The organism is Mesorhizobium australicum WSM2073 (genome assembly GCF_000230995.2).
GTDB lineage: Bacteria > Pseudomonadota > Alphaproteobacteria > Rhizobiales > Rhizobiaceae > Mesorhizobium > Mesorhizobium australicum.
Genome location: NC_019973.1, coordinates 1,290,115 through 1,316,148 on the forward strand (window position 1 = coordinate 1,290,115; position 26,034 = coordinate 1,316,148).

A 26,034-nucleotide genomic window follows, 5' to 3' on the forward strand; every position below is an offset into this window, starting at 1 on the left:
GGACAGAAATGAGCCAGAACCACACCGACTACACATCGCGCTTCGCCATAGACCCGGCGGCCGCCGCCGCCATGGGAACGGATGAGCTGCGCCATAATTTCCATATCGAGGATCTCTTCCAGCCCGGGCGCATCAGCCTGACCTACACGCACTACGACCGCATGATCGTCGGCGGCGCCGTGCCTGCGGCAACGGCATTGCCACTGGAAGCGATCAAGCCGACCGGCACCAAGGGGTTTCTCGACCGGCGCGAATTGATCGCCGTCAACATCGGCGGTGCCGGCACGATCGAAGCCGGCGGCCAGTCCTTCGACCTGCGGACGCGCGACATGCTCTATCTCGGCATGGGCACCGACACGGTTTCCTTCGCTTCTGCTGATAGGAACGACCCCGCCAAGTTCTATCTGCTCAGCGCCCCGGCGCATCAGGCTCATCCCAGCCGGCTGATCCGCCTCGATGACGCCAAGCGCCTCGATCTCGGCAGCAAGGAGGCCTGCAACGAGCGCTCGATCTTCCAGTTCATCCATGCCGGGGGAACAAAAACCTGCCAGCTCGTCGTCGGCATGACCCAGCTGGCGCCGGGCTCGATCTGGAACACCATGCCGTGCCATGTGCATGACCGGCGCATGGAGGCCTATCTCTATTTCGACCTGCCCGAGGCGGCCCGCGTCTTCCACTTCATGGGCGAGCCGGACGAGACACGCCACATCGTCATGCGCAACGAGGAGGCGGTGCTGTCGCCGGGCTGGTCGATCCACTCTGGCGCCGGCACGTCCAACTATGCCTTCATCTGGGCGATGGCCGGCGACAATGTCGACTACACCGATGTCGATCCGGTGGCGATGGACATGCTGCGGTGAGCGACCTCTCCGCCTTCAGCCTGGCCGGCAAGCACATCCTGGTGACCGGCGCCAACACCGGCATCGGCCAAGGCATTGCCATCTCGGTCGCGCGCGCCGGTGGCGCCGTGATCGGCGTCGGCCGCTCATCGATGGACGACACCGCGAGCAAGGTCGGCGCGGTGGGCGGCCAATTCGAGGCGGTGAGCATCGATCTTGCCGACACGGCAGCAGTCGGACCGATGCTGGACCGCGTCTGGGATCAAAACGGTCCGATCGACGGGCTGGTCAACAATGCCGGCATCATCCGGCGCGCCGATGCCGTCGATCTCGGCGAAGCCGACTGGGACGACGTGATCGACGTCAATTTGAAGTCCGTCTTCCTGCTGTGTCAGTCCTTTGCGCGGCGCCTCCTTGCCGGTGGACGCCAGGGCAAGATCGTCAACATCGCCTCGGTGCTGAGTTTCCAGGGCGGCATCCGCGTCGCGTCCTACACGGCGTCCAAGCATGGCGTGCTCGGCATCACCAGGCTGCTCGCCTGCGAGTGGGGGGCGAAGGGCATCAACGTCAATGGCATAGCGCCGGGCTATATCGACACCAACAACACGCAGGCGCTGCGCGCCGATCCCGACCGCAGCGCGGCCATCCTCGGGCGCATTCCCGCCGGCCGCTGGGGCGAGCCCGGAGACATTGGCGATGCCGCCGTCTTCCTGCTGGCGCCGGCCTCGAACTACATGCATGGCGCGGTGGTGCCGGTGGATGGGGGATGGCTGGCGCGATGAGGAGAAGACGATGACCGAGCCGAAGATTTTCGCGCATGCCGGCCAGGGTGCCTGGACGCTGACCCCGGATGGGAATCGCCGGCGGGTTCTCCTCTCCACCGACGAACTGATGATGGTCGAATTCGGTTTCGACAAGGGTGGTGTCGGCGCCTTGCACTCGCACCCGCATGTGCAGGCGAGCTATGTCGCCGAAGGCCGTTTTGAGGTGACCATCGACGGCCGGACCGAAATCGTCGAGACCGGCGGCAGCTTCATCGTGCCGTCCGGCCTGGTGCACGGCGTCAAGGCGCTCGAGGCGGGGCGGCTGGTCGACAGTTTTACGCCGCACCGCGCCGATTTCCTCGCCTGACCGGGTCGCCGACGATTTCTCGGCCAACGAAAAAACCCGCGCCTCCAGGGAAGCGCGGGTTGTTGCCTGGGCGCCAATGGCGCCGCGGTACTCAAAACATCACCGCAGGGTGCGAAAGCTGCCGCATCATGGTGAAGATAGACTTAATGCGCGTCAGGTGATGCGCCTGAGCAGCCCGAAAAGCCGTTCGAACGTCTTGCCGTAGGGCGGCCGCAGAAGGCTCCCTGCGCTCAAGCGCGACTGCAGGAAGACCGGTTTCTCCTTGCTGAAGGTGCGGAAACCCCATTCGCCGTGATAGGCGCCCATGCCGCTGGCGCCGACGCCGCCGAAGGGCTGGTTCTCCTGCACCAGATGCAGCATGCAGTCGTTGATGGTGACGCCGCCGGCGACCGTCTCGCGCAGGATGCGCTGGCGGTTGCCGCCGTCGTTGCCGAACCAGTAGAGCGCCAGCGGCCGGTCGGCGCTGTTCACATAAGCGATCGCGTCGTCGAGCGTGACGTATTCGACGATCGGCAGCACCGGGCCGAAAATCTCCTCGCGCATCAGCTTCAGGTCCGAGCCGGCGTTGCTGACCAGGGTCGGCGGAAGCTTCCGGCCCGCATTACCGAGGTCCTCGCCGGCCGGGTTTATCTCGGTGACATGGGCACCCGCGTCGCGGGCTTCCACGATCATGGCGCGCAGACGCTGGTAATGCCGATCGCTGATGATGGCGGTATAGTCGGGGTTGTCGCGCAGCGAGGGGTAGAGCCGCGCCATGGCGATTGCGAGCTTCGCGGCGACCGTACCTGCTTGTCCCTTCGGCACCAGCAAATAGTCCGGCGCGATGCAGGTCTGCCCGGCATTCAACAGCTTGCCATAGGCGACGCTGGCAACCGCGGTGTCAAGATCGCAGGAGGGGTCGAGGATCGCCGGCGACTTCCCGCCGAGTTCGAGCGTGACCGGGGTCAGGTTGGCGGCGGCGGCGATCGCAACCTGGCGTCCGACCGCGGTCGAACCGGTGAACAGCAGATGATCGAACGGCATCGAGACGAAGGCTTTCCCCGTATCGGCATCGCCGGCGATGACGCTGAGTTCATCCGGGGCGAAATGTTCGCCAGCCAGCCTGGTCAGCAGCCCGGAAAAAGCCGGCGTCAGTTCGGAAGGCTTGACCAGCACGCGGTTGCCGGCGGCAAGCGCGGCCGTAACCGGCGCGACGGCGAGCTGAAAAGGATAATTCCAGGGCGATACGATGCCGACGACGCCGAGCGGCTGCGGGACGAGGCGATTCCGGCCCGGCAGGAACGGCAAGGTGGTGGCAACGCGGCGCTCCCGCATCCAGGCGCCGACATGGGCGAGCGCATGGCGAATGCCGGCGCGCACGACGAACAGTTCGGCCAGGCGGGTTTCATGTGCCGAGCGGCCGCCGAAGTCGGCATCGATCGCAGCGCAGATTTCAGTCTCGTGCCGCTCGGTCAGCGCCAGCAGGCGCCTCAGCCGGTCCTTGCGGACGCCAAGATCGGGAAAGGGTTGTGCCTTGAAGGCCGCGCGCTGCAGCCGGAACCGTTCGCCCAGCAAATCCTGTCTCACCTGCAGCATCGCGCCCTCCCTGGCGTGTCGGCGAGGGTAAGTTTACATCGCAACGCGGCGGAATCCATCAGGGCTGCGTGTGCCGCAGGGGAAGGCGGGCCGGCGGTGTTGCCGAGGGCATTGAAGGGCTGTTGTGATGGGATGAGCGGTGGGCTACTCCAAGGCCTCACAAGGAGTGGCCCTTGACCATCTTGCCCGATCTCTCCCGTCTGCGAAAAATCACTTGCCGCCAGGCGGCCGCCTGATGCCGGCGCAGGCGGCGGGTATCAGGGCCGAGGATCCCAAGCGGCGCGTCCTGAAGGAGGTGTTCGGCTTCGACGATTTTCGCCCCGGCCAGGCCGACGTCATGGACGCACTGCTTGGCGGGCGCCATGTGCTGGCCGTCATGCCGACGGGCGCGGGCAAATCGCTCTGCTACCAGGTTCCGGCGCTGGTTCTGGGCGGGCTCACCCTCGTCGTCTCGCCGCTGGTGGCTCTGATGCAGGACCAGGTCGCGGCGCTGCGGCTTGCCGGCGTGGCGGCCGATACGATCAATTCCTCGCTCGATCGCGAGGCCAATGTGGCGGCCTGGCGCCGTGTCGCATCTGGCCAGACGCGGCTGCTCTATCTGGCGCCGGAGCGGCTGATGACCGAGCGCATGCTGGACGCCCTTTCCAGGCTCCACGTCAGCCTGATCGCCATCGACGAGGCGCATTGCATCTCGCAATGGGGTCCGGCGTTCCGGCCCGAATATGAGGATCTGTCCCGGTTGCGCGGTATCTTTGCCAATGTGCCGATCATCGCGGTGACGGCGACTGCCGATGAGAGCACGCGCACCGACATCGCCGCCCGCCTGTTCGCCGAGCAGGTCGAAACGCTGGTGCTGGGTTTCGACCGGCCCAACATCAAGCTGGCCATCGCGCCCAAGCAGGACAGCAAGCGCCAGCTGCTCGGCTTCATCGAGCGCCATGCGGGCAAGAGCGGCATCATCTATTGCTTGTCGCGCAAGAAAACCGAAGAGATGGCGGCCTTTCTGAAGCGCAACGGCGTCACCGCGCTCGCTTACCACGCCGGCATGAGCAAGGAGGCGCGTGAAGCCAATCAAAATGCCTTCATGACCTTGTCCGGCGTCGTCATGGTGGCAACCATCGCGTTCGGCATGGGCATCGACAAGCCTGATGTCGCCTTTGTCTTCCACACCGATATGCCGGGCAGCCTGGAAGCCTATTATCAGGAAATCGGCCGTGCCGGCCGCGACGGACGCGAGGCCGAGGCGCATATGCTTTACGGCCTTGGCGACATCCGCATGCGCCGGCTGTTCATCGACGACGAGGATGCCTCGTCAGAGCACAAGAGGCGGTCACACCGCCGGCTCGACACGCTGATCGGCTATTGCGAGACGGCGCAATGCCGCCGCCAGGTGCTGCTCGGCTATTTCGGCGAAGAGGCCCAGGCCTGCGGCAATTGCGACAACTGCCTCGACCAGGCGCCGCGCGCCGATGGCAGTGCCGAAGCGCGGAAGATCCTGGCGGCGGTCACAGAGAGCGGCGAGCGCTTCGGCGCGGCCCATGTCATCGATATCCTGCTTGGCCACGAGACCGAGAAGGTGCTGGCGAGAGCTCATCAAACACTCAGCAGTTTCGGCACCGGCGCCGCGCACAGAAAGACAGTGTGGCTGTCGCTGGTCCGGCAACTGGTGGCCGGCGGGTTCCTGATGCCGGATCCCGAGGGCCATGGCGGTCTCGCCATCTCCGAAAGCGGCCGCGCGCTCGGCCGTGGCGAGATTGCATTCCAGTATCGCGTCGAGACGCGGGACCCTCTGGCGCGCGGCAGGAAGCGTTCCGGGGAAGGCGCCGCCGCCGGAGCCGAGGGCGTCGATGCTTCGCTGCTGGCGGCGCTCAAGTCGCTGCGGCTACGGCTCGCCAAGGAGCGACAGGTCCCGGCCTATGTGGTGTTTTCCGACCGCACGCTCATCGACATGGCCGACCGCCGCCCGCGCGACCTCGACGCCTTTGCCGAAGTGAATGGCGTGGGAGGGGCCAAGCTCAAGGAGTTCGGCGCGGTTTTCCTGGCCGCGATCGCCGCGCAACAGCCTGATTGAAAGCTTGATGGCGAGCGGTAGGGCTGATCAGGCTGGTCGAATGAGCAGTAAAAGCCAGGTCATCAAAGTTGGGAGCGCAGCCTGCTGGCCAGCCAGTCCGAAATTTTTTCCCGCAGGGGACGCGCTTCCCATTCGGCCAGGGTAACTTGCCGGGATCTCCCAAGGTCTTGGTTGAACAGGTCGATCTGCGTGTTCGCGAAATCCCTGCCGTAGACGTTCAGACTGGCTTCATCGTTCAGCCGCAAGGAGCGTTCGTCCAGATTGGTGGAACCAAAGCTCGTCCAGATGTCGTCAACGATCAGCAGCTTGGGATGATACATGGTGGGTTGAAACTCGTAGATACGCACTCCAGCCCTAAGCAAGTCGCCCCAGAAATAGCGCGAGCCCTTCCGAACCAAAGGCACGTCGGTGAGCGCATTCGGAACGATCACATCGACAGACACGCCTCGCTTCCTGGCGTCCAGGATCTGCTGGAGGGCGATGTCGTCGGGGACGAAATAGGCCATTCCGATTCGCAGGTGATCCCTCGCGGCGGCTATCGCGGCCAGCATCATCAATTCCATGTTCTCCGAGCCATTTGGCTGCGAAGAAAGTATCAGCTGGGCGCCGAGCGACCCCGCCGGTTCGGGCGGAGGGTAGAACTTCCGACCCTGCAATGTCTCACCGGTCGTCTCCAACCAATTTTCGGCAAAGGCTGCCTGGAAAGCAGGCACGGCGGTCCCTTCGATCCGATAGTGCGTATCGCGCCATTCATCCGGATTGCGGGCGTCTCCCCGCCATTTGTCGGCGATGCCGACGCCGCCCGTAAAGGCCACTCGTCCGTCGACGATGAGCAGTTTGCGATGGGTCCGGTTGTTCACGCGGTCCAACGTATACCAATGGATCGGCCGGTAGCGCTGGAACCTCACGCCGGCTCCTGTCATGATATGGATCAAGTTTTCATCGAAAGGCAGACTGCCGACCCAGTCGACGAGCACCCGGACCTCGACACCTTGCCGCGCCTTGGCCGCCAAGGCTTGTGCGAATTCATATCCAACGGCCCCAGACCAATAGATATAGGTCTCAAAATCGATGGTGGACCGGGCCGCGCCGATCGCCTGGAGCATCGAAGGAAAAATCTCGTCGCCGTTCACAAGGGTCTGCACCGCGTTCGCGTTTGACATCTGTCCCAGCGAGTAGCTGCTCATCGACCTCGCGAACTGCGGATCCGATGCGTCGAAGCGATGCGGGACAATCGTCCGCAAAACCCGCGGTTCAGGGGTCAGGTTTATGGCCGCCAACGTGGCCAGACCGGCGACAACCGCAACGGCCACATAGCTTAATCCCTTGAGCAGCGGGCTGAATTTTCGATCCAACCGCGTTGGCTTCGCGCCCCTCAGGAACGCCACGAGACCGGCAGCGCGCATGTTAGTCGCCCTGCTGCTTGCGATCGCGATGTTTCTCGATGTCCTCGGGCTCTTCATCGTCGATGCGGGTGATGGTCGAAGCCGAACTGTTTGATCTCAGCATTTCGTCCAACTTGGCATGAATGGCCTGGGTATCGCGATGTTCAGCCCGCTGAATGAAGAGCGTCATGGCCCAGGTGAGGAGCGTAGCCGCGCCATGCCAGTTCAAGCTTTGCCGGTCGAAAACGATCCAGAAGATCGCATAGGCCAGCAGGACCAGGAATGCTGCCGGACGAGAGGTCCACGTGCCGATCGAGGTGAGCGCGCCGGTAATGGGGTGATTTGCCATCAGCAGGAACTTTCCACGGTAACGCAGGTTCCCGCGAGCGCGTCGGCGAGGCTGCCGTACGGCACAGTTGTCTGCAGAAAGCGCCGCCAGGCCCTGACCATCCGTCTGGGGTGGGCGTTGGCTCGAATGGCTGCAGCGTCAGAGGCTGCAATGGGAGCCTTGCGATCTCGGGCCTGTCTCGGAGTGCCGCAGCGTCGGGACGTCCTCACGCAGGCAGCCCGGCGAGTACTGCGCCAATACCCTTTCCAGACGCGCCAGAAGGACTTTCCTCGACTTTATCTCGTACCCCAACCGCAATGTGCCTCCCATGCTTTTGCGGTTGGTGGTCAACTCCTGCTGGAGGATGCCGATGCGGATGCGTACCTCATCGGCCTGTGCTCGAAGTGCTGCCTTGATTGGCCCTCGACCTTGCATGCTGAACTCGATCTCCCCTGGAAACGGATATCGAACTTGAGGGACATGCTTTGGTTCCTCGGCATCGCTTCTTATTTTCCGACCCGCGACAGCCGGTCGCGTCCCGCCGCACGCATGTAAGCGCCTGTCGGCGATCATTATCGCCGAGGATGGGGACGAACCCGCGAATTGGCGGTAGCCGATGCCGCCGGCATTTTCTATTTGGGGGAATGGCGGAGAGGGAGGGATTCGAACCCCCGATGGGCTTGCACCCATGCCGCATTTCGAGTGCGGTGCATTCGACCACTCTGCCACCTCTCCGCGGTCATGGTCGGCCGTTGCCGGCGCGGCGCACTAGATAACGGCTGAACGGGCAGGTTACAAGGCCAAATCCACCGGAAATTCAGCTTCCTGTACGGGCCTCGTTCGGAGTGCCACGCTCCGTCCTCGGCAGGAGTCTGGCTCGCATGGCAGGGAACCCCGCCCGTTTGCCTTGACTCCCACGCAACCTTCGGTTAGGGACAGCGCGCAATCGGCGTGGAGGGTTCTTCCACGCCGCTTGTTTTTTGAACCCGCAGACTGACAAAAAGACGGCCGAACCGCCAGAGGCGGTTCATCAAGGCCGACCGAACAGCGAAAGGCAAAAAATGTTCGCAGTCATTAAAACGGGCGGTAAGCAGTATCGCGTTGCCGCCAACGATCTCCTGAAGATCGAAAAAGTCGAAGCCAATGTCGGCGACATCGTCGAGATCGGCCACGTGCTCGCTCATGGCGAGGGCGAGAATGTCACGTTCGGCGCGCCGTTCGTCGATGGCGCCCTGGTGACCGCCGAAGTCGTCGAGCAGGGCAAGAACCGCACGGTCATCGCTTTCAAGAAGCGTCGCCGCCAGAATTCGCGCCGCAAGATCGGCCATCGCCAGCTTTTGACCACCGTGCGGATCTCCGAGATCCTGCTGGGTGGCGCCAAGCCCGCCAAGAAGGCGGCCGTCAAGGCGGAAGCCAAGGCTGAGGTCGCTCCCGAGGCCGCGCCGAAGGAAGCCAAGGCCAAGAAGGACGCCGCCCCCAAGGAAGACGCGAGGGCCGAGGCCGTCGCCGCGCCGCTGTTCAAGGCGCCGAAGGGCGAGCCGGACGACCTGACCGTGATCAAGGGCATCGGCCCGGTCGCCGCCAAGGATCTCGCCGAGCAGGGCATCATCACCTTCGCGCAGCTCGCCAAGCTGACCGAGAAGGACGTTGCCAAGATCGACGAGAACATGCCGTTCAGCGCCGACCAGATCAAGGACTGGCGCGAGCAGGCCAAGGAGCTGGCCAAGAAGTAAGGCGAACCGGCGCGAAACGTCGCCGGATCGGACTTGAAACGGAACGCGAACGCGTTCATAAGACCATTCAAGCGCCCATGGGCGCATCGGAGTTAGTTAGATGGCACACAAGAAAGCTGGCGGCTCGTCGCGCAACGGTCGCGACTCGCATTCCAAGCGTCTGGGCGTGAAGAAGTTCGGCGGCGAAGCCGTCATCCCGGGCAACATCATCATTCGTCAACGCGGCACCACCTGGCATCCCGGCGTCAATGTCGGCATGGGCACGGACCACACCCTTTTCGCGCTCGAAACCGGCGCCGTGACGTTCAACAAAAAAGCCAACGGCCGAACCTACGTATCGGTCAACCCGATTACCAAAGCCGCGGAGTAGCCGGTTCCGCACTAGAACACCGGCGCCCATCTCGGGACCGGTGTCTGGCAAAACCAGGAAAAGGATCAGGGGAGATGGGTTTCCATCTCCCCTTTTTCTTGTGCCTGGAGGACTTCAAATGGTTGCCGAAGCGGAAGATTCAGAAGACGAAAGTTACGCGATAGATTGCCCGGTGCTGGTCACCGAGCGGCTGGTGATGCGCGCTCCCGATGAGCGGGATATCGCGCAACTGGTCGAACTTGCCGACAACCGTCACGTTGCCGAGATGCTGGCGCGCATGCCGCACCCCTATGGGGAGGCCGAGGGACGTGCTTTCCTCGCCATGACCAAGGCGCGGCGCGCCGGCATCGCCTATGCCTTGACGCTGGCCGGCGCCGACACTTTCGTCGGCTGCGCCGGGCTGAACACCACCGATCGCGGCCTTGAGCTCGGCTACTGGATCGGCGAGCCCTACTGGAAGAAGGGCTACGCCACGGAAGCCGCGCACGCGCTGGTCGACCTCGCCTTCCAGAAGACGTCGATCCAGGTGCTGCAGGCCTCGACCAGGGTCATCAATCCGGCTTCACGCCGCGTCATCCACAAATGCGGCTTCCAATATGCCGGCCAGGGCATGCTGAATTCGATCGTCGCCGGCCAGGTGCCGGTCGAACGTTATCGGCTCGACAGGAAAACCTGGACGAGCCTGCGCAATTGGATCCACTTCTAGGTGCGTCGATATTCAGGTGAGGCCGGCCTGACCTGAATATCGGCAAACCTTGGCGCGTGGGGCGAAACAGTACAAATCAGCTCGGGACCGGACTTGGGCTTAGCCCAGTTCGACCCAGACCGGCCGGTGGTCGGAACCGACTGATTGTCTGTCGACCCACAGGCGCTTCAGCGACCGGGCAAGCGAGGCGCTGGTGAAGATATAGTCGATGCGCTTGTGGCGGCTGGCGTTGGTGGGGTCGTTGGGATCGACCCAGGAGACGAGATCGTCGCCGGCGACATCGAGGCGCAGGGCGGCATCGACGGCGAAGTCGGCGGTCAGCGGCATGCCGAATTCATGATCCGGCCGGCCGGCGAGTTCGACATATTCGGGCGAGCCGGCCAGCATGTTGAAATCGCCCATGCCGACAAAGGCTTCCGGATGCGGCAGTTCCGGCAGGCCGATCTCGGCGACGCCGGACAGCGCACCGCCTTCGAGCGCATAGTTCAACAGGCGCTGGCGCAGGAACTGGATCTGGCTGGCGCGTTCGACCGGGCTGCGGTGATCGAGATGGATGGAATAGAAGCGGATGAAACCAAGCGGCGTCTCGATCAGGGCTTCCAGCGCGCCGCGCTGGAAGTTCATCATCTCGAAGCTGCGGCTGCGCGGCAACAACAGGTTGCGCGACAGATGAATGGGCGTTTTCGACAAGACCATGTTGCCGAGCTGGAAGGTCGTGGTGATGGCGCGGCCGTCCTCGATGCGCGAGCCGATATTGGCCTCGAAATTGCTGCCATAGACGGCGAAATAATCGGGCAGCGCCTCGCCGATCTCGGCCACCATGTCGCGGCTGCCGTTCCGGGGATTGTTGCGGGTGACCTCCTGCAGCGCGATTACGTCGGCGCCGCGCACCGCGTCGGCGATGCGCCCGAGATCGTAGCGTCCATCGAGACCGATGCCGTACTGGATGTTGTAGGTTACAAGCTTCATTCTGACGTCTCTCCGGCCAACCCCGCGCGGCCATCGTCACAAAACGGCCTCGCCCTTCGCCGCGCCTTGGTTTAGAGCAAGGCCCAAGGTTTAGAGCAATGCCGCAAGGCCAATAAAAGAAACTGCAGTCCCATGAAATTTCTCGATCAAGCCAAGGTCTATGTCCGCTCCGGTGACGGGGGCGCCGGTTCGGTGTCGTTCCGGCGCGAGAAGTTCATCGAGTTCGGTGGGCCGGATGGCGGCGATGGCGGCCGCGGCGGCGATGTCTGGCTGGAAGCGGTCGACGGGCTGAACACGCTGATCGACTATCGCTACCAGCAGCACTTCAAGGCCAAGACCGGCGTCCACGGCATGGGCCGCAACATGACCGGCGCCAAGGGCGCCGATGTCACGCTGAAAGTGCCGGCCGGAACGCAGGTCTTCGAAGAGGACAATGAGACGCTGATCTGCGACCTCACCGTGGTCGGCCAGCGCTTTCTCCTGGCCAAGGGCGGCAATGGCGGCTTCGGCAACCAGCACTTCAAGACCTCGACCAACCAGGCGCCGCGCCGCGCCAATCCCGGCCTTCCCGGCGAAGAACTCAACATCTGGCTCAGGCTGAAGCTGATCGCCGACGCCGGGCTGGTCGGGCTGCCCAATGCCGGCAAGTCGACATTCCTGGCCGCCGTCACCGCGGCCAAGCCGAAGATCGCCGACTATCCGTTCACGACCCTGCATCCGGGCCTCGGTGTCGCCCGCATCGATGCGCGCGAATTCGTCATCGCCGATATTCCAGGTCTGATCGAAGGTGCCCATGAGGGCGTCGGCATCGGCGACCGCTTCCTCGGCCATGTCGAGCGCACGCGCGTGCTGCTGCACCTGGTCTCCGCGCAGGAGGAGAACCCGGGCAAGGCCTACAAGACCGTGCGGGCCGAGCTCGAGGCCTATGGCCACGGCTTGGCCGACAAGGCCGAGATCCTGGCGCTGAGCCAGGTCGATACGCTCGACGCAGACGCGCGCAAGAAGAAGGTCGCCTCGCTGAAGCGTGCCGCCGGCCGCGCGCCGATGCTGCTGTCGGCGGTCACCGGCGAGGGCGTCGAGGCGGTGCAGCGCGCGTTGATGGCTGTCATCGCGGAGGCGCGCGCGCGGATCGCCGCGCCGGTCGAGACGCGCTGGGAAAAGTAAAGTCATGCAGCCGCTCAGGAAATACCGGCGCATCACCGTCAAGATCGGCTCGGCATTGCTCGTCGACCGCGCGAGCGGCCTGAAGCGCGACTGGCTGGCCTCGCTCGCCGACGACATCGCGGTGCTTGCCCAGGGAGGCGCCGAAATCCTCGTCGTGTCGTCGGGCGCCATCGCGCTCGGCCGCACCATCCTTGGCCTTGGCAAGCGCGCCCTGAAGCTCGAGGAGAGCCAGGCCGCCGCCGCCGTAGGGCAGATCGCGCTCGCCGGCGCATGGTCGGACGCGCTCGGCAAGGGTGCCTTGAAATCGGGCCAGATCCTTTTGACGCTCGGCGACACCGAGGAGCGCCGGCGTTATCTCAACGCGCGGGCCACCATATCGACGCTGCTCAAGATGAAGGCGGTGCCGGTCATCAACGAGAACGACACGGTGGCGACCTCCGAAATCCGCTATGGCGACAATGACCGGCTGGCGGCCCGCGTCGCCACCATGATGGGCGCGGACCTTCTGGTGCTGCTCTCCGACATTGACGGGCTCTACACCGCGCCGCCAGCGTCGGACCCCGGTGCAAAGTTCATTCCGGTGGTCGACCGCATCACACCAGACATCGAAGCGATGGCGGGAGCCGCCGCGTCCGAGCTGTCGCGCGGCGGCATGCGTACCAAACTCGACGCGGGCAAGATCGCCAATGCTGCGGGCACGGCGATGATCATCACCTCCGGCACAAGGCTGTCGCCGCTGATGGCGATCGAGCGCGGCGAGCGCGCGACGTTCTTCAAGCCCAGCGCCAATCCGGTGAAAGGCTACAAGACCTGGATCGCCGGCCAGCTCGAACCGGCCGGGCGGCTGACCGTCGATGCCGGCGCCATCGGCGCGCTCATTTCGGGCAAGTCGCTGCTGCCGGCCGGCGTCAAGCTGGTCAGCGGCAATTTCTCCCGCGGCGACACGGTGGCGATCCTGTCGCCCGAAGGCCGCGAGATCGCGCGCGGGCTGGTTGCCTACGATGCCGCCGATGCCGTAAGGATCGCAGGCCTGAAGACGGCCGAGATCGAGACGGTGCTCGGTTACGAGGCGCGTTCGGCGATGATCCACCGCGACGATCTCGTCGTAAGTCACGCCGGAAGCGACACAAGCGGAGGATGAGCCATGCTGAAGCTGCATGAAAAATCCGGGGACGACACCGTGGCGCTGATGGCCGATATCGGGCGCCGCGCCCGCGCTGCCGCCCGACCGCTGGCCATCGCCACCGCCGCCGCCAAGAACGCCGCTCTTGTCGCTATGGCCGACGCGATCATTTCCCGCGCGCGGGACATTCTCGACGCCAACGCCATCGATGTCTCGAATGGCCACGAATCCGGGCTTTCCGGCTCTTTCATGGATCGGCTGAAGCTCGATCCGGCACGCATCCGCGCCATGGCGGACGGTATTCGCGAAATCGCTGCCCTGCCCGATCCAGTCGGTGATGTCATCGCCGCGTGGGAGCGGCCGAACGGTCTGCGCATAGAGCGCGTACGTACGCCGCTCGGTGTCGTCGGCGTCATCTATGAAAGCCGGCCGAACGTGACGGCGGATGCCGGCGCTCTCTGCCTCAAGGCGGGCAATCCGGTCATCTTGCGCGGCGGCTCGGATTCACTCAATTCCTCCTCGGCGATCCATGCCTGCCTGGTCGAGGGACTGAAGGCGGCCGGTCTGCCCGGGGATGCCATCCAGCTGGTGCCGACCACCGACCGCGCCGCGGTCGGCGAGATGCTCAAGGGGCTTGGCGGCAATCTCGACGTCATCATTCCGCGCGGCGGCAAAAGCCTGGTCGGGCGGGTGCAGAGCGAGGCGCGGGTGCCGGTCTTCGCCCATCTCGAAGGCATCTGTCATCTCTATATCGACCGCTCCGCCGAGCTCGACATGGCGGTGCGGATCGCCGTCAACGCCAAGATGCGGCGCACCGGCGTCTGCGGTGCCGCCGAAACGCTGCTGGTCGACCGTGCGGTCGCCGCCACCCATCTGGTGCCGGTCCTCGATGCGCTGCGCGCCGCCGGCTGCGAGATCCATGCCGATCAAGAAGTGATGAAAATGTTCTTCGACGCCAAGCCGGCGACCGACGCCGACTGGGTGACCGAATATCTCGACGCGATCATCGCGGTGAAGCTGGTCGACGGGATCGCTGGTGCGATCAATCACATCGAAACCTTCTCCTCGCATCATACCGAGGCGATCGTCGCCGAGGACGCGAAGGCGGTCGAACGGTTCTTCAACGAGATCGATTCGGCGATCCTGCTGCACAACGCCTCGACGCAGTTCGCCGATGGCGGCGAGTTCGGCATGGGCGCCGAGATCGGCATCGCCACCGGCAAGATGCACGCGCGCGGGCCGGTCGGCGTCGAGCAGTTGACCTCGTTCAAATATCGCGTGCGCGGGTCGGGACAGGTGAGGCCTTGAAGCTTTTGATCGCCAGAGCCTGAAGCGATGCTGGCCTCTTCCGAACCGGCGACACCCTCCAGCTATCTGAAGATGCCGCATGCCGAGAAGGGGCTGGCCGTCGGACTGTTCGGCGGTTCGTTCAACCCGCCGCATGCCGGCCACGCGCTGGTCGCCGAAATCGCTTTGCGGCGTCTGGCGCTGGACCAGCTTTGGTGGATGGTGACCCCAGGCAATCCGCTGAAGAGCACGCGCGAACTGGCGCCGCTGGGCGAGCGCATCGCGCTTTCCGAGAAGATCGCCAAGAACCCGAAGATCAAGGTCACCGCCTTCGAGGCGGCACACAATGTGCGCTACACCGCCGACACGCTGGCGCTGGTCAAGGCACGCAATCCCGGCGTCGACTTCGTCTGGATCATGGGCGCCGATTCCCTGCGGGACTTCCATCGCTGGCAGCGCTGGCGCGAGATCGTCATGACCTTTCCGATCGCGGTCATCGACCGCCCGGGCGCGACGCTGTCCTTTCTGTCGTCGGTTGTCGCCAAGACCTTCGATTACGCCCGCATCGACGAAGGCGACGCGCCAAGGCTTGCGCGGATGAAGGCGCCGGCCTGGACCTTCATCCACGGTCCGCGTTCCTTGCTGTCGTCGAGCGCGATCCGGAAGATGGCGAAGGGTTGAGCGTCGTCCGTCCGGCCATGTCGTTTTTACAGCGGCGTCCGCCTGACCCATGGGCGATGCTGACCAGCCATGGCGATTCACAAGAAAACCCATCCCACGATCGATCCCGACCAGGGCAGCACGCCTGCGCCGCTGATCGCGATTGCCAGTGTCATCGTGTCGATGGCGCTGATTGCCATCGGCAACGGGCTGATGTTCGCCTATATCCCCGTCCGGCTCGGCGTCGAAGGGTTCGATCCGGTCTGGGCAGGGCTGATCGTCACCGGCCTGTCGGCCGGCGGCCTCGCCGGCTGTATCCTGACCGGTCCGCTGGTGCGCCGGGTCGGCCACGCCCGCGCCTTCATGGTGCTGTCGGCGCTGATCGCGCTGTCCAATGCCGCCATCGGCGCCGGACCGCACCCGCTGCTGTGGATCGTGGCGCGCGCGCTTTACGGCTTTGCCATATGCGGCCTGTTCATCGTCGCGCAAAGCTGGCTCAACGACGCGCTGCCGAACGCCGTACGGGGCCGGGTGATGGCCGTGTTCTATGTCGCCTACATTGCCGGTCTTGGGGTCGGCTATGCGACGCTTGCCGTGATCGACATCCACACGGCCGCCGCGTCGCTGATCGGCATCGCCTTTACCGCTCTGTCGATCCTGCCTGTCGGCATGACACGCCTTGCCCAGCCGCCGGCGCCGCAGGCGGCTTCGGTGGCTCTGCGCCAAGCCTGGCGGATTTCGCCGGTCGGCGTCGCCGGCATGCTGGCGGTCGGCGGCCTGTCGATGATCATTTCCGGCTTCGCGCCCATCCACGCGACGGCCAAGGGCTACAGCCAGGCCGATGTCGCGCTGCTGCTGTCGGCAATGCCGGTCGGCACGCTGATCCTGCAGATACCGCTCGGCTGGCTCTCCGACCGTACTGATCGGCGCTACGTGCTTGCCGGCGCCGCGGCGCTGGCGGTCGTTGCCAGCGTGCTCGCCATCGCCTTCGACGGCGGTGCGCTGATGGTGCTGGTGGTGATCTATCTGATCTGGGACGGGGCGGCGGAATCGATCTACGCGCTCTCCAGCGCGCATGCCGCCGACCGCGCCAGGAAGGATGAACTGCTGGCGCTGTCGAGCTCGATGCTGTTTGCCTGGTCGCTCGCCGGCTTCATCGTGCCGGGCATTGTCACGGCGCTTTCCGCCGTCTTCGGCACGGCAACCTTCATCTATGTCGGCATCGTCATCGCCTCGGTATTCTGCCTTTTCGTGCTGTGGCGGGTGATCGCGGCGGGCCGCGTTCCGGCTGCCGCCACGGGCAGTTTCGCACCGATGTCGGCGCAAGCGCCCTTGCCGGTCGAACTCGCCTTCGCGCCGGACGAAGTGGTCCGCCACAGGGGCGACTGATTACTGCTTGCGGGCCTCGGGTGGCGATGCTTCCGGAGGCGGCTGCGGGATCGAGATGCCTTCGCTGTCGAAGGCCTGCTTGGCGCGTTTCGTCATGTCGATCTGGGTGGCGAAATGGTCCGCCGCCGCGGTCCAGTAGCGCAAGGTGAGCGAAACGGTCGTATCGCCGAGCCCGGCCACGAAGGCGATCGGCGCCGGTTCGCGGCGGATGCGCTTCTCGGCACCGGCAATGGCAAGCAATGTCTTCTGGGCGCCGTCTATGTCGTTCCAGGAGCCGATGCTGAGCGTGATGTCGGTGCGGCGCACGCCGTTGCGGGTGAAATTGCGCACCGGCTGATTCCACAGCGTCGAATTCGGCGCCAATATGTAGATGCCGTCGGCGGTCCTGAGCTTGGTGGCGAAAAGGCCGATTTCCTCGACCGAACCGGCAATGGAACCGACCTCAACGGACTCGCCAATGCGGAATGGCCGCAACGCGAGCAGCATGATGCCTGCGGCGATGTTCTGCAGCGTGCCTTGCAGGGCGAGACCGATGGCGAGGCCGATGGCGCCGATCGCGGCGATGATCGATGCAGTCTGCACGCCGAACTGGCCGAGCACCATGATGACGACGAGGATCAGAATGGCGTAGCGCCCGATCTTTGAAAAGAAATGCCGCAGCGTCGCGTCGAAACCATGGATATGGCCGAGGCCAGCCGAGATCGAGCGCTCGGCAAGGTTGGCAACGATGTAGCCGACCACCAGGAGGATGACGGCGCCGATGGCGGAAAAGGAATAGGAGACGATCAGCGTACTCAGCTGCGCGAGGCCGGTCTGGACGGTGAGAAGGGTGTCTTGCGGGTCGATCGGCATGGCGGGATTCCGGTTGGTCGGTCAGCCGGTAACCGCTGTGGAAGGCCTGGGTTCCGATGTTTTTGCGTCACCCGTGGAACAACATTCCACTCGGCGAGTTCGCGTCGATCGGGGCTCCGTCTTGAAACTGCAACGGAACTCTGCCTATCTAAGTGGTGTCACCTGCTTTAAGGGGTGATTTGGTTGTTCTTGCTGCGAAAGGAAATACACTGAGAACAGCACTGCGGAAGAAGGCCGACATCGTGCCTTCGCCGGCCAGGATCAGCGTAGACGACGCCGTGTCCCGTGCCATCAAGACAGTCCTTGCCAGTCTGGAAGACTCCAAGGCCGAAAACATTGTCTCAATCGACATTCAGGGGAAATCGAGCCTCGGCGACTACATGGTCGTTGCGTCGGGCCGATCGCACCGTCATGTCGCGGCTGTCGCAGACCATCTCCTCAAGGCGCTCAAGGATGCCGGCCTCGGCACCGCGCGCGTCGAGGGACTGTCAGGCGCCGACTGGGTCCTGATCGATTCTGGCGATATCATCGTCCATGTCTTCCGCCCCGAAGTCCGCGAATTCTACAATCTCGAAAAGATGTGGCAGGCGCCGGATCTCGAGGAAGAGACCCTCCACTAAGCCGATTGTGTTCGATGCATGTCGTTGCCGTAAACCGGTTCCCCCTGTCGGGTGACATGCATTAGCGGCTATAGAGGCGAGGATGAGGATTTCAGTTCATGTCGTGGGCCGAATGAAAGCCGGCCCCGAGCGGGAGTTAGCCGACCGCTATTTCGAGCGGTTCGCCAAGAGCGGACCCGGCGTGGGGCTCGAATTCGCCGGGATCACCGAGATCGTCGAGGGCCGCGCGCAGAGCGCCACCGAGCGCCAGCGCGACGAAGGTTCGCGGCTGCAGGCACAGCTGCAGCCAGGTACGGCCCTCATCCTGCTCGACGAGCGAGGCAAGAGCCTGTCTTCACAGGATTTCGCCGGCCGTCTGGGACAGTTGCGCGACGGCGGACGCAAGGCGCTGGTCCTCGCCATTGGTGGCGCCGACGGCCACGATCCGTCGCTGCGCGGCCAGGCCGAGCTGGTGATGTCGTTCGGGGCGCTCACCTGGCCGCATCAGCTGGTGCGGGTGATGCTGGGTGAACAACTCTACAGGGTGGCGACGATCCTGTCGGGTCATCCCTACCACAGGTCCTGAAAGCCGCCGGATCGCGCCGAATTTGGCCCCAAATGCCGCGCAAGATTCAACGTGGGCCTGTTTTTCCGTTGCATTGCGTTATTGCGAACCCTTTGGGCGACAGGCGCTAACATGGTTGATGATTCGTTAACGAAGGCGCGGATAGAATCGATCGCGAATGTCTGAAGGCTGGAAATCGACGACGGGCCCATCGACGGGGGGCTCCTGGCGCGTGCGCTGCGGTATCGCCGCGGCGGCGGTGCTTCTGTCGCTGCATGCTGTGCGGGCCGAAAACACGCTCGACATGGCGCCCGATCCGGACCAGAGCCGTGCCGAATACGAGCAGGTTTCGAAGGAAATAACGCTGTCGTCGGAACGGCTGGCCAAGCTCGCCGCCGATATCGCCGCGGTCAAGAAGGACCACGCCTCGATCACCGCGGCACTCATCCAGTCGGCGATGACCGAGCAGAAGCTCGGCCAGGACATCGAGGACATCGGCGCCAAGCTGGAAGGGCTCAAGGGCCAGCAACAGAAGATCCGTACTTCGCTGGCGGCGCGGCGCGATGTGCTGGCCGAAGTGCTGGGCGCCCTGCAGCGCATGGGGCTCAACCCGCCGCCGGCGATCCTGGTCAAGCCGGAAGATGCGCTGTCGTCGGTGCGCAGCGCCATCCTGCTCGGCGCCGTGGTGCCTGAGTTGCGCCAGCAGACCGACAGCCTGCTGGCCGATCTCAAGGAGCAGACCCGGGTGACGGCTTCGATCGAGGCGGAACGGGCGCGGCTGACGGCGGCGGTCGGCGATCAGACGGCGGAGAAGAAGCGGCTCGGCATGCTGCTCGAAGCCAAGCAGAAGCTCGAGACCGACACGAAGGCGCAGATGGCGGCCGAACAGCAGCGTTCCGAGCAATTGGCGGCCAAAGCCAGCAGCCTGAAGGATCTGATCATCTCGCTCGAAGCGCAGGCGGACAAGAACCGCAAGGCCGCGGACGCCGCAAAGGCAGCCGCCGCTGGCCAGGCCGGCGGCACCGAGCCCGGTGGCGACCAGACGGCATCGCTGCCGGTCCCCGAAGGCAACAGGTTGACCGCCGCGGCGCCTTTCTCGGCGCTGCAAGGGCAGGTCGCCCTGCCGGTCACCGGCCGCATCAAACTCAGGTTTGGCGCCGACGACGGTAACGGCGCCTTGATGCTTGGGGACATGGTTGCGACACAATCGGGAGCCATCGTTACCGCGCCGGCGGATGGGAATGTGCTTTATGCGGGGCCGTTTCGCTCCTACGGTCAACTCTTGATCCTCAATGCCGGCGACGGTTATCATGTCGTCTTGGCTGGGATGAGCAGAATCAGCGTCGTGACTGGCCAGTCGGTGCTTGCAGGAGAGCCGGTCGGCGCGATGGGAGAAGCCCGGGTGGCAAGCACCTCGGTTTCGAAGAATGGAAATGCCACGCCGGAGCTCTATGTCGAGTTCCGCAAGGATGGAAAACCCGTCGATCCGGCCCCATGGTGGGCGGACCGTTTTTCTGGAAGGACGTGAAATGATGCGGAAACTGTCGCTTCTGTTTGCCGGTGCGCTGATGGGCGCGTCCGCCATGAGCCTTGTCTATGGCGCACCCGGCTCGGCGGCGAACGCTGCGGGGTCCGAGACTTACAAGCAACTGGCGATCTTCGGCGACATCTTCGAGCGGGTGCGGGCGCAGTATGTGACCCCGCCCGACGACAAGTCGCTGGTCGAGAACGCCATTAACGGCATGCTTTCCTCGCTCGACCCGCACTCCTCCTACATGAACGCCGAACAGGCGCAGGACATGCGCGTGCAGACCAAGGGCGAGTTCGGCGGGCTCGGCATCGAGGTCACCATGGAGAACGACCTGGTCAAGGTGATCACGCCGATCGACGATACGCCGGCCGCCAAGGCTGGCGTGCTGGCCGGCGACTATATCGCCAAGATCGACGGCGAGGAGGTTCGCGGCCTGACGCTCAACGACGCGGTCGACAAGATGCGAGGCCTGGTCAACACGCCGATCAAGCTGACCATCCTGCGCCAGGGCGCCGACAAGCCGATCGAGCTGACGGTGGTGCGCGACATCATCAAGGTCAAGGCGGTCAAGTTCCGGGTCGAGAACGATATCGGCTACATGAAGATCACCTCCTTTACCGAAAAGACCTATGACGACCTCGAGAACGCCATCGAGACCATCAAGAAGCAGGTGCCGGACGACAAGCTGAAGGGCTATGTGCTCGACCTGCGCCTCAATCCGGGCGGCCTGCTCGACCAGGCGGTGAGCGTGTCGGACGCCTTCCTCAAGCGCGGCGAGATCGTCTCGACGCGCGGACGCGATCCAAAGGACGTCACCCGCTTCGACGCCAAGCCGAAGCAGACCGACGATATCAATGGCAAGCCGATGATCGTGCTCGTCAATGGCGGCTCGGCCAGCGCTTCGGAAATCGTCGCCGGCGCGCTGCAGGACCTGCGCCGCGTCACGGTGGTCGGCACGCAGTCCTTCGGCAAGGGCTCGGTCCAGACCATCATCCCGCTCGGCGAGAATGGCGCGCTCAGGTTGACGACGGCGCTCTATTACACGCCGTCGGGCAAATCGATCCAGGGCAAGGGCATCACGCCCGACATCAAGGTCGACCAGCCGCTGCCGCCCGAACTGCAGGGCAGGGACCTGACGCGCGGCGAATCCGATCTCAAGGGCCATATCAAGGGCGCCGACGAGAGCAAGACCGGCTCGGGTTCCGCGGCCTATGTGCCACCGGATCCGAAGGACGATCTGCAGCTCATCTATGCCGAGCAGTTGCTGCGCGGCCAGAAGACCGATCCGGCCTTCCCGCCCAATCCGGAAAAGGCCGTGCTCAACCAGTAAGGCAACCGGTCTGGCCGGTTGAACGAAGCAATGCGATGCTGCCGGGACCGAAAGGTTCCGGCAGTTTGATTCGGGGGCAGGACCAGGCCTCCAAATACGGCGCCAAGGCGCCGGGATGGATGAATTCGTGCATGTGTTGCCGAAGGAGGTCGCCTTCGGAACCGTGCATCGGGGACAGGGCTTGGCTGATATCGGCAAGGACATCGAACGCCCGCTTGGACAGGCCGTCCGGGCGCCTCGCGGCGCCGGCAGGATCAGCGTCGGTGTGATCGCGGCGAGCGCGATCGTGCTTGCCGTGGTCGGCGTCTCGGCCGCAATCGCGTTCAGGGAAAAGCCGTTTCGAAAGCCGCAGGAAGTCGCCGTCTCGACGCCGAAAGTGACCGCGGCGGCCGAGCCCGCCGCGTCGCCTCCCGCATTGGCTCCGGCGACGACGCCAAAGGTGGAGATGCCGGCCAAGACGGGCGGTCCGCAGATCATTCATGTGCAGACCGAAGAAGGCGATGGCCCGCCAAAGGCGGCAATCGTCATTCGCGATCCATCGACCGTCGGCCAGAACCTCAAGATCGCGCATATTCCCGACAAGGCGCTGATCGAAACCAGTGAAACCGGGCTCTTGCCGATGCGCTCCGCCGACGGAAGGCGACCGTTCGACGTCTATGCGCGGCCATGGTCCGGCACGCGTGGCGCGCGTGTGGCGATCATCATCGGCGGGCTCGCGGTTTCACAGACTGGTACCCAGGCGGCGATCGCCAAGCTGCCGGCGGAAGTGACGCTGGCCTTCGCGCCACAGGGCAACAGCATCGGCCGCTGGATGCAGGCTGCAAGGCAGAGCGGCCACGAGGTCGTCATGCAGGTGCCGCTCGAGCCGTTCGACTATCCCAAGGTCAACCCCGGCCGCAACACGCTGACGGTGGCGGCGAGCGCGGAAGAAAACCTGAAGAACCTGCACTGGGCGCTGTCGCGGACGACGAACTATACCGGTGTCATGAACTATATGGGCGCGCGGTTTTCCGCCGACTCCGCGGCGATGGAGCCGTTCATGGCCGAACTTGGCAAAAGGGGCCTCGCCTATATCGACGACGGCTCGTCGGCGCGCAGCTTGGCTCCGGACATGGCGCTGAGGAATGGCGTCCCTTTCGTCGCCGGCGACACGGCGATCGATGCGGTGCAGGATCGCGGCGCCATCCTGAAGAAGCTCGACAGCCTCGAAGCGACCGCGCGTGCCAAAGGCACGGCCGTCGGCATCGGCTCGGCTTTCGACCTGACGGTCGACACGGTCTCGTCATGGGTGGCCGAGGCCAAGAAGCGCGGCATCGAGATCGTGCCGATTTCAGCGGTGGCCGTCGATCCGCAAAAAGGTTAGCCAAGGCCTTCGGAAGGCGACTGGAGAGACTGAGTGATGCCGCAGACGAAAAAAGTCGACCGCGAAACGCTGCCCTACCGACCCTGTGTCGGGCTGATGATCCTCAATGGCGAGGGGCTGGTCTGGGTCGGGCATCGCATTGCCGAACCCGACAGCGAGTTCGCCGGCACGACGCAGCTCTGGCAGATGCCGCAAGGCGGCATCGACAAGGGCGAGGAGCCGTTGCAGGCCGCCGAGCGCGAGCTCTACGAGGAGACCGGCATGCGCAGCGTCTCGCTGTTGGCAGAAGCGCCGGACTGGATCAACTATGACCTGCCGGACCATCTGGTCGGTATCGCCTTCAAGGGGCGGTATCGCGGCCAGACGCAGAAATGGTACGCCTTCCGCTTCCATGGCGATGCCAGCGAGATCCAGATCAATCCGCCGCCGGGCGGCCACACAGCCGAATTCGACAAATGGTCATGGCAGCCGATGCAAGACCTGCCCGACCTGATCGTGCCGTTCAAGCGCAAGGTCTATGAAGAGGTGGTGGGGGCGTTCCGTCACCTTGTGCCATAGCTGGACGGGCTCCGGCCGCGGTTCAAACGCCCGCGGTTGCCGCGCCGGTTCGACCGCCTTATTGATTTGATGTCTGTCCGTCACAAGAAGGGCCGCCATGTACGACGCCCCCAAAAGATCACTGCCCGAGGAAGCCGACGCCCCGAGCGAGGCTGCTGCCGGGGCTATCCTCACCATCGATCTTGGCGCGATCCGTGAAAATTACCGGCGACTGAAGGCGCGGCTGGGCGGCGTGCGCTGCGCGGGCGTGGTCAAGGCCGACAGCTACGGTCTGGGTGCGAGCCAAGTGGCATCGACGCTGATGAAAGAAGGCTGCGACATCTTCTTCGTCGCTCTGCTGGCCGAAGGAATCGCGCTCCGCAAGGCGATCGGGGCAGGACCCGAGATCTATGTGCTGAACGGTCTGCCGCCAGGCTCCGAGGGGGAAGCGGTCGCGTCTGGTCTCTGCGCGGTCATCAACAGTGGCGCACAGTTGAGAGCCTGGCGCGCGGCGGCACATCGCGTTGGCCAAAGACTTCCGGCCGCGATCCAGGTCGACAGCGGCATGTCGCGACTTGGCATGGCGCCGCCCGAAGTCGAGGCCATGGCCGGCGACACCGCCGCGTTCGATGGCATCGCCATCAGGTATGTAGTGAGCCATCTGGCCTGCGCCGACGAGCCGCACCATCCCGCCAACGAACAGCAGCGGCGGGCCTTCGAGCGGTTGCGTGCCATGCTGCCCGGGGCACCCGCCTCGCTCGCCAATTCCTCCGGCATCTTTCTGGGACCGTCCTACCATTATGATCTCGCCCGCCCTGGCGCCGCGCTCTATGGCATCAATCCGACGCCTGCCGAACCCAACCCGATGCTGCCCGTGGTGCGGCTGCAGGCCAAGGTGGCGCAGACGCGCAGCGTCGAAAAGGGCACCGGCATCGGCTATGGCCACACCTACCATGCGGAAGGGCCGCTCAGCCTGGCGACGATCTCGTTCGGCTACGCGGATGGCTGGCTGCGCCGGTCCGCGTCGGCCGCCTGGTTCGAGGGGGCGCGCCTGCCCTTCCTCGGACGCGTATCGATGGATTCGATCATTCTCGACATCTCGGCCTTGCCGCCCGGCAGGCTCCGCGAAGGGGATCTCGTCGAACTGCTCGGCCCTTCACAGAGCGTCGACGATGCCGCCGGCCATGCCGGCACCATCGGCTACGAAATCCTGGCCAGCTTTGGGACGCGGTTTCATCGGCGCTATGTCGGCGGCTGAGCGGTTTGGCCGCGCTTGACAAGCGGACGCCTGTCGGCAAGGTTCGGCGCATGAGCAACCTCGCTTGTAGCACAACCTTGTTCAGGGTCTGCCCGATCGCGGGATCGTAGCCCCGGCGCGGCCGCCTTCCGGCGTCCGTCCGTACCGGGGCATCCATACATCCACAATCGCCATCAAGCCGAACAGCCCTTCGCGGCTGCCGGCCTTTCATCACGCCGCCGCCAGTGCGGCGGCAGGCGCGCATCCGTTCGATGCGCCGATCCCATGAGGTTTGCCATGCAACATGCAAAAGAACTGCGTCCAAACAGCCATATTCTGATCAGCGAAGCCGACCATGACAGGCTGACCGGCCTGGCGAGGGCGTTGCTCGATCGCGCGCCCGAGACGGCCGAGGAGCTGCTTTCGGAAATGGACCGGGCCGTCGTCACGAACGCGGCGGCGATGCCGGCCGGTGTGGTGCGAATGGGCTCGACGGTTATGGTGCGCGGCGAAAGCGGGGACATCCAGCGCATCATGCTGGTCTACCCGGGTGAGGCCGACATAGCCGAGAATCGGATCTCGGTGCTGACGCCGATGGGAACCGCGCTCATCGGCGCGAGCGTTGGGCAGGCGGTTTGCTGGAACGGTCGTGGTGGTCGGGAACTGTTCGTGACCGTCGAAGCCGTCGATACGCCGGCTTCCGGCCCGCAACGAGCTTGAAGGCGGAGGCGGTGATGACGAGCACGAATTGCTGCCTGACGACGAAGGACTTTGCCGTTCTCGAAGTCATGCTGGAGCGCCGGCGGGCATTCGCGGATCCGATCGTGCGCATGCTCGAATACAAGCTTTCATGCGCCGATGTCGTGCCGATCGATTCGGTCGGCCCCGACATCGTCACGCTGAACAGCAGGGTGGTGTTCGGCGTCGATACCGGTCCCGCGGAGACGCGAACCCTGGTGCAGCACGAGGTGCGCGGGCCGGTCGGCTCCAGCCTGTCGGTCGCAACGAGGCGCGGACTCTGCATGCTTGGCATGGCGCAAGGCCAGACTGCAATGGTCGAACACGCCGACGGCCGGCGGGAGTGGATCCTGATCCGGGCCGTGCTCTACCAGCCGGAGGCTGCCCGGCGCACGGTCAGGCAGAAACACCAGGCTGACGCGCAGCGACCGCACGGGCTCAGGCTCGTCTACAGTGCCGCAGCCGATTGGAGGCCTCTTGGCGAGACGGCCGGAATGCGGCAGACAGAAGACGACGACCCCGGTCCCTCGGCGGCGTGAATGGGCAACAGCG

At 64.6% G+C, this 26,034-nt stretch carries 26 protein-coding genes and 1 tRNA gene; 21 read left to right on the plus strand and 6 right to left on the minus strand.

Features of this window, described 5'->3' with window-relative positions; all coding sequences use genetic code 11:
* Positions 1–8: 8 nt before the first annotated feature.
* Genes kduI through MESAU_RS06095 form a run of 3 tightly spaced genes read left to right on the plus strand, consistent with a single transcriptional unit; the run spans position 9 to position 1,970 of the window.
* A complete protein-coding gene (gene kduI, locus MESAU_RS06085) occupies positions 9–860 on the plus strand; it encodes a 5-dehydro-4-deoxy-D-glucuronate isomerase (protein ID WP_015315181.1) in 852 nt (283 codons plus the stop codon).
* The gene (gene kduD, locus MESAU_RS06090) at positions 857–1,621 is read left to right on the plus strand and encodes a 2-dehydro-3-deoxy-D-gluconate 5-dehydrogenase KduD (RefSeq protein WP_015315182.1); all 765 of its coding nucleotides are present in this window, start codon (positions 857–859) and stop codon (positions 1,619–1,621) included. Before kduI ends, kduD begins: the two co-directional genes overlap by 4 nt.
* Positions 1,622–1,631: 10 nt before the next feature.
* Positions 1,632–1,970, plus strand: a complete 339-nt coding sequence (locus tag MESAU_RS06095) for a cupin domain-containing protein (protein WP_015315183.1) — start codon at positions 1,632–1,634, stop codon at positions 1,968–1,970.
* A 153-nt stretch (positions 1,971–2,123) separates the two neighbouring features.
* Here the strand turns inward: MESAU_RS06095 and MESAU_RS06100 are convergent, their stop codons facing one another.
* Positions 2,124–3,545 (minus strand): coniferyl aldehyde dehydrogenase, encoded by a 1,422-nt coding sequence (locus MESAU_RS06100; RefSeq protein ID WP_015315184.1) that lies wholly within the window; start codon positions 3,543–3,545, stop codon positions 2,124–2,126.
* A gap of 235 nt (positions 3,546–3,780) precedes the next feature.
* Between MESAU_RS06100 and recQ the strand changes: the two genes are divergently transcribed.
* Positions 3,781–5,616, plus strand: a complete 1,836-nt coding sequence (recQ, locus tag MESAU_RS06105) for a DNA helicase RecQ (RefSeq protein WP_015315185.1) — start codon at positions 3,781–3,783, stop codon at positions 5,614–5,616.
* A gap of 62 nt (positions 5,617–5,678) precedes the next feature.
* On the opposite strand, the gene MESAU_RS06110 is transcribed toward recQ, so the two are convergent.
* The 3 genes from MESAU_RS06110 to MESAU_RS06125 all read right to left on the minus strand — a co-directional run bounded on the left by MESAU_RS06110 (position 5,679) and on the right by MESAU_RS06125 (position 8,064).
* Positions 5,679–7,022, minus strand: a complete 1,344-nt coding sequence (locus MESAU_RS06110; RefSeq protein WP_015315186.1) for a phospholipase D-like domain-containing protein — start codon at positions 7,020–7,022, stop codon at positions 5,679–5,681.
* Between the two features lies 1 nt (position 7,023).
* Positions 7,024–7,350, minus strand: a complete 327-nt coding sequence (locus MESAU_RS06115; RefSeq protein ID WP_015315187.1) for a low affinity iron permease family protein — start codon at positions 7,348–7,350, stop codon at positions 7,024–7,026.
* Between the two features lie 624 nt (positions 7,351–7,974).
* A tRNA-Ser gene (locus MESAU_RS06125) sits at positions 7,975–8,064 on the minus strand.
* 326 nt (positions 8,065–8,390) lie between these two features.
* On the opposite strand from MESAU_RS06125, the gene MESAU_RS06130 reads away from it, so the two are divergent.
* From MESAU_RS06130 to MESAU_RS06140, 3 genes are all read left to right on the plus strand, one after another.
* Entirely contained in the window at positions 8,391–9,062 is a 672-nt protein-coding gene (locus MESAU_RS06130) for a 50S ribosomal protein L21 (RefSeq protein WP_015315189.1), read from the plus strand.
* Between the two features lie 100 nt (positions 9,063–9,162).
* On the plus strand, positions 9,163–9,432 hold the full coding sequence (gene rpmA, locus MESAU_RS06135) for a 50S ribosomal protein L27 (protein ID WP_015315190.1): 270 nt from the start codon (positions 9,163–9,165) through the stop codon (positions 9,430–9,432).
* Between the two features lie 118 nt (positions 9,433–9,550).
* Positions 9,551–10,138 (plus strand): GNAT family N-acetyltransferase, encoded by a 588-nt coding sequence (locus MESAU_RS06140; RefSeq protein WP_041163298.1) that lies wholly within the window; start codon positions 9,551–9,553, stop codon positions 10,136–10,138.
* A 99-nt stretch (positions 10,139–10,237) separates the two neighbouring features.
* On the opposite strand, the gene MESAU_RS06145 is transcribed toward MESAU_RS06140, so the two are convergent.
* Positions 10,238–11,107, minus strand: coding sequence for an endonuclease/exonuclease/phosphatase family protein (locus MESAU_RS06145; RefSeq protein ID WP_015315191.1), 870 nt, complete (start codon positions 11,105–11,107; stop codon positions 10,238–10,240).
* Positions 11,108–11,239: 132 nt separating this feature from the next.
* Between MESAU_RS06145 and obgE the strand changes: the two genes are divergently transcribed.
* The 5 genes from obgE to MESAU_RS06170 all read left to right on the plus strand — a co-directional run bounded on the left by obgE (position 11,240) and on the right by MESAU_RS06170 (position 16,730).
* On the plus strand, positions 11,240–12,271 hold the full coding sequence (obgE, locus tag MESAU_RS06150) for a GTPase ObgE (RefSeq protein ID WP_015315192.1): 1,032 nt from the start codon (positions 11,240–11,242) through the stop codon (positions 12,269–12,271).
* A gap of 4 nt (positions 12,272–12,275) precedes the next feature.
* Positions 12,276–13,412, plus strand: a complete 1,137-nt coding sequence (gene proB, locus MESAU_RS06155; RefSeq protein WP_015315193.1) for a glutamate 5-kinase — start codon at positions 12,276–12,278, stop codon at positions 13,410–13,412.
* Positions 13,413–13,415: 3 nt separating this feature from the next.
* A complete protein-coding gene (locus MESAU_RS06160) occupies positions 13,416–14,702 on the plus strand; it encodes a glutamate-5-semialdehyde dehydrogenase (protein WP_015315194.1) in 1,287 nt (428 codons plus the stop codon).
* Between the two features lie 72 nt (positions 14,703–14,774).
* Positions 14,775–15,362 (plus strand): nicotinate-nucleotide adenylyltransferase, encoded by a 588-nt coding sequence (locus MESAU_RS06165; protein WP_041163647.1) that lies wholly within the window; start codon positions 14,775–14,777, stop codon positions 15,360–15,362.
* A 69-nt stretch (positions 15,363–15,431) separates the two neighbouring features.
* Positions 15,432–16,730 carry an MFS transporter gene (locus MESAU_RS06170; RefSeq protein WP_015315196.1) on the plus strand — a complete coding sequence of 433 codons (1,299 nt, stop codon included), beginning with the start codon at positions 15,432–15,434 and terminating at the stop codon, positions 16,728–16,730.
* Here MESAU_RS06170 and MESAU_RS06175 read toward each other — a convergent pair whose 3' ends face one another.
* Complete coding sequence (locus MESAU_RS06175) at positions 16,731–17,582, minus strand: mechanosensitive ion channel family protein (RefSeq protein WP_015315197.1); 852 nt, start codon at positions 17,580–17,582, stop codon at positions 16,731–16,733. It abuts the gene before it with no gap.
* A gap of 242 nt (positions 17,583–17,824) precedes the next feature.
* Here MESAU_RS06175 and rsfS point away from each other — a divergent pair, with 242 nt between their 5' ends.
* From rsfS to MESAU_RS06220, 9 genes are all read left to right on the plus strand, one after another.
* The gene (gene rsfS / locus MESAU_RS06180) at positions 17,825–18,202 is read left to right on the plus strand and encodes a ribosome silencing factor (protein WP_015315198.1); all 378 of its coding nucleotides are present in this window, start codon (positions 17,825–17,827) and stop codon (positions 18,200–18,202) included.
* An 82-nt stretch (positions 18,203–18,284) separates the two neighbouring features.
* Positions 18,285–18,767 (plus strand): 23S rRNA (pseudouridine(1915)-N(3))-methyltransferase RlmH, encoded by a 483-nt coding sequence (gene rlmH, locus MESAU_RS06185; protein WP_015315199.1) that lies wholly within the window; start codon positions 18,285–18,287, stop codon positions 18,765–18,767.
* A gap of 157 nt (positions 18,768–18,924) precedes the next feature.
* On the plus strand, positions 18,925–20,274 hold the full coding sequence (locus MESAU_RS06190; protein WP_015315200.1) for a murein hydrolase activator EnvC family protein: 1,350 nt from the start codon (positions 18,925–18,927) through the stop codon (positions 20,272–20,274).
* Position 20,275: 1 nt separating this feature from the next.
* Positions 20,276–21,607 carry a S41 family peptidase gene (locus MESAU_RS06195; RefSeq protein WP_015315201.1) on the plus strand — a complete coding sequence of 444 codons (1,332 nt, stop codon included), beginning with the start codon at positions 20,276–20,278 and terminating at the stop codon, positions 21,605–21,607.
* 181 nt (positions 21,608–21,788) lie between these two features.
* Complete coding sequence (locus tag MESAU_RS06200) at positions 21,789–22,970, plus strand: divergent polysaccharide deacetylase family protein (RefSeq protein ID WP_041163648.1); 1,182 nt, start codon at positions 21,789–21,791, stop codon at positions 22,968–22,970.
* 36 nt (positions 22,971–23,006) lie between these two features.
* On the plus strand, positions 23,007–23,528 hold the full coding sequence (locus MESAU_RS06205) for an RNA pyrophosphohydrolase (protein ID WP_015315203.1): 522 nt from the start codon (positions 23,007–23,009) through the stop codon (positions 23,526–23,528).
* 97 nt (positions 23,529–23,625) lie between these two features.
* Positions 23,626–24,765, plus strand: a complete 1,140-nt coding sequence (alr, locus tag MESAU_RS06210) for an alanine racemase (RefSeq protein WP_015315204.1) — start codon at positions 23,626–23,628, stop codon at positions 24,763–24,765.
* 276 nt (positions 24,766–25,041) lie between these two features.
* Positions 25,042–25,464, plus strand: a complete 423-nt coding sequence (gene rnk / locus MESAU_RS06215) for a nucleoside diphosphate kinase regulator (RefSeq protein ID WP_015315205.1) — start codon at positions 25,042–25,044, stop codon at positions 25,462–25,464.
* Between the two features lie 14 nt (positions 25,465–25,478).
* A complete protein-coding gene (locus MESAU_RS06220) occupies positions 25,479–26,021 on the plus strand; it encodes a GreA/GreB family elongation factor (protein WP_015315206.1) in 543 nt (180 codons plus the stop codon).
* The last annotated feature ends 13 nt before the right edge of the window (positions 26,022–26,034 follow it).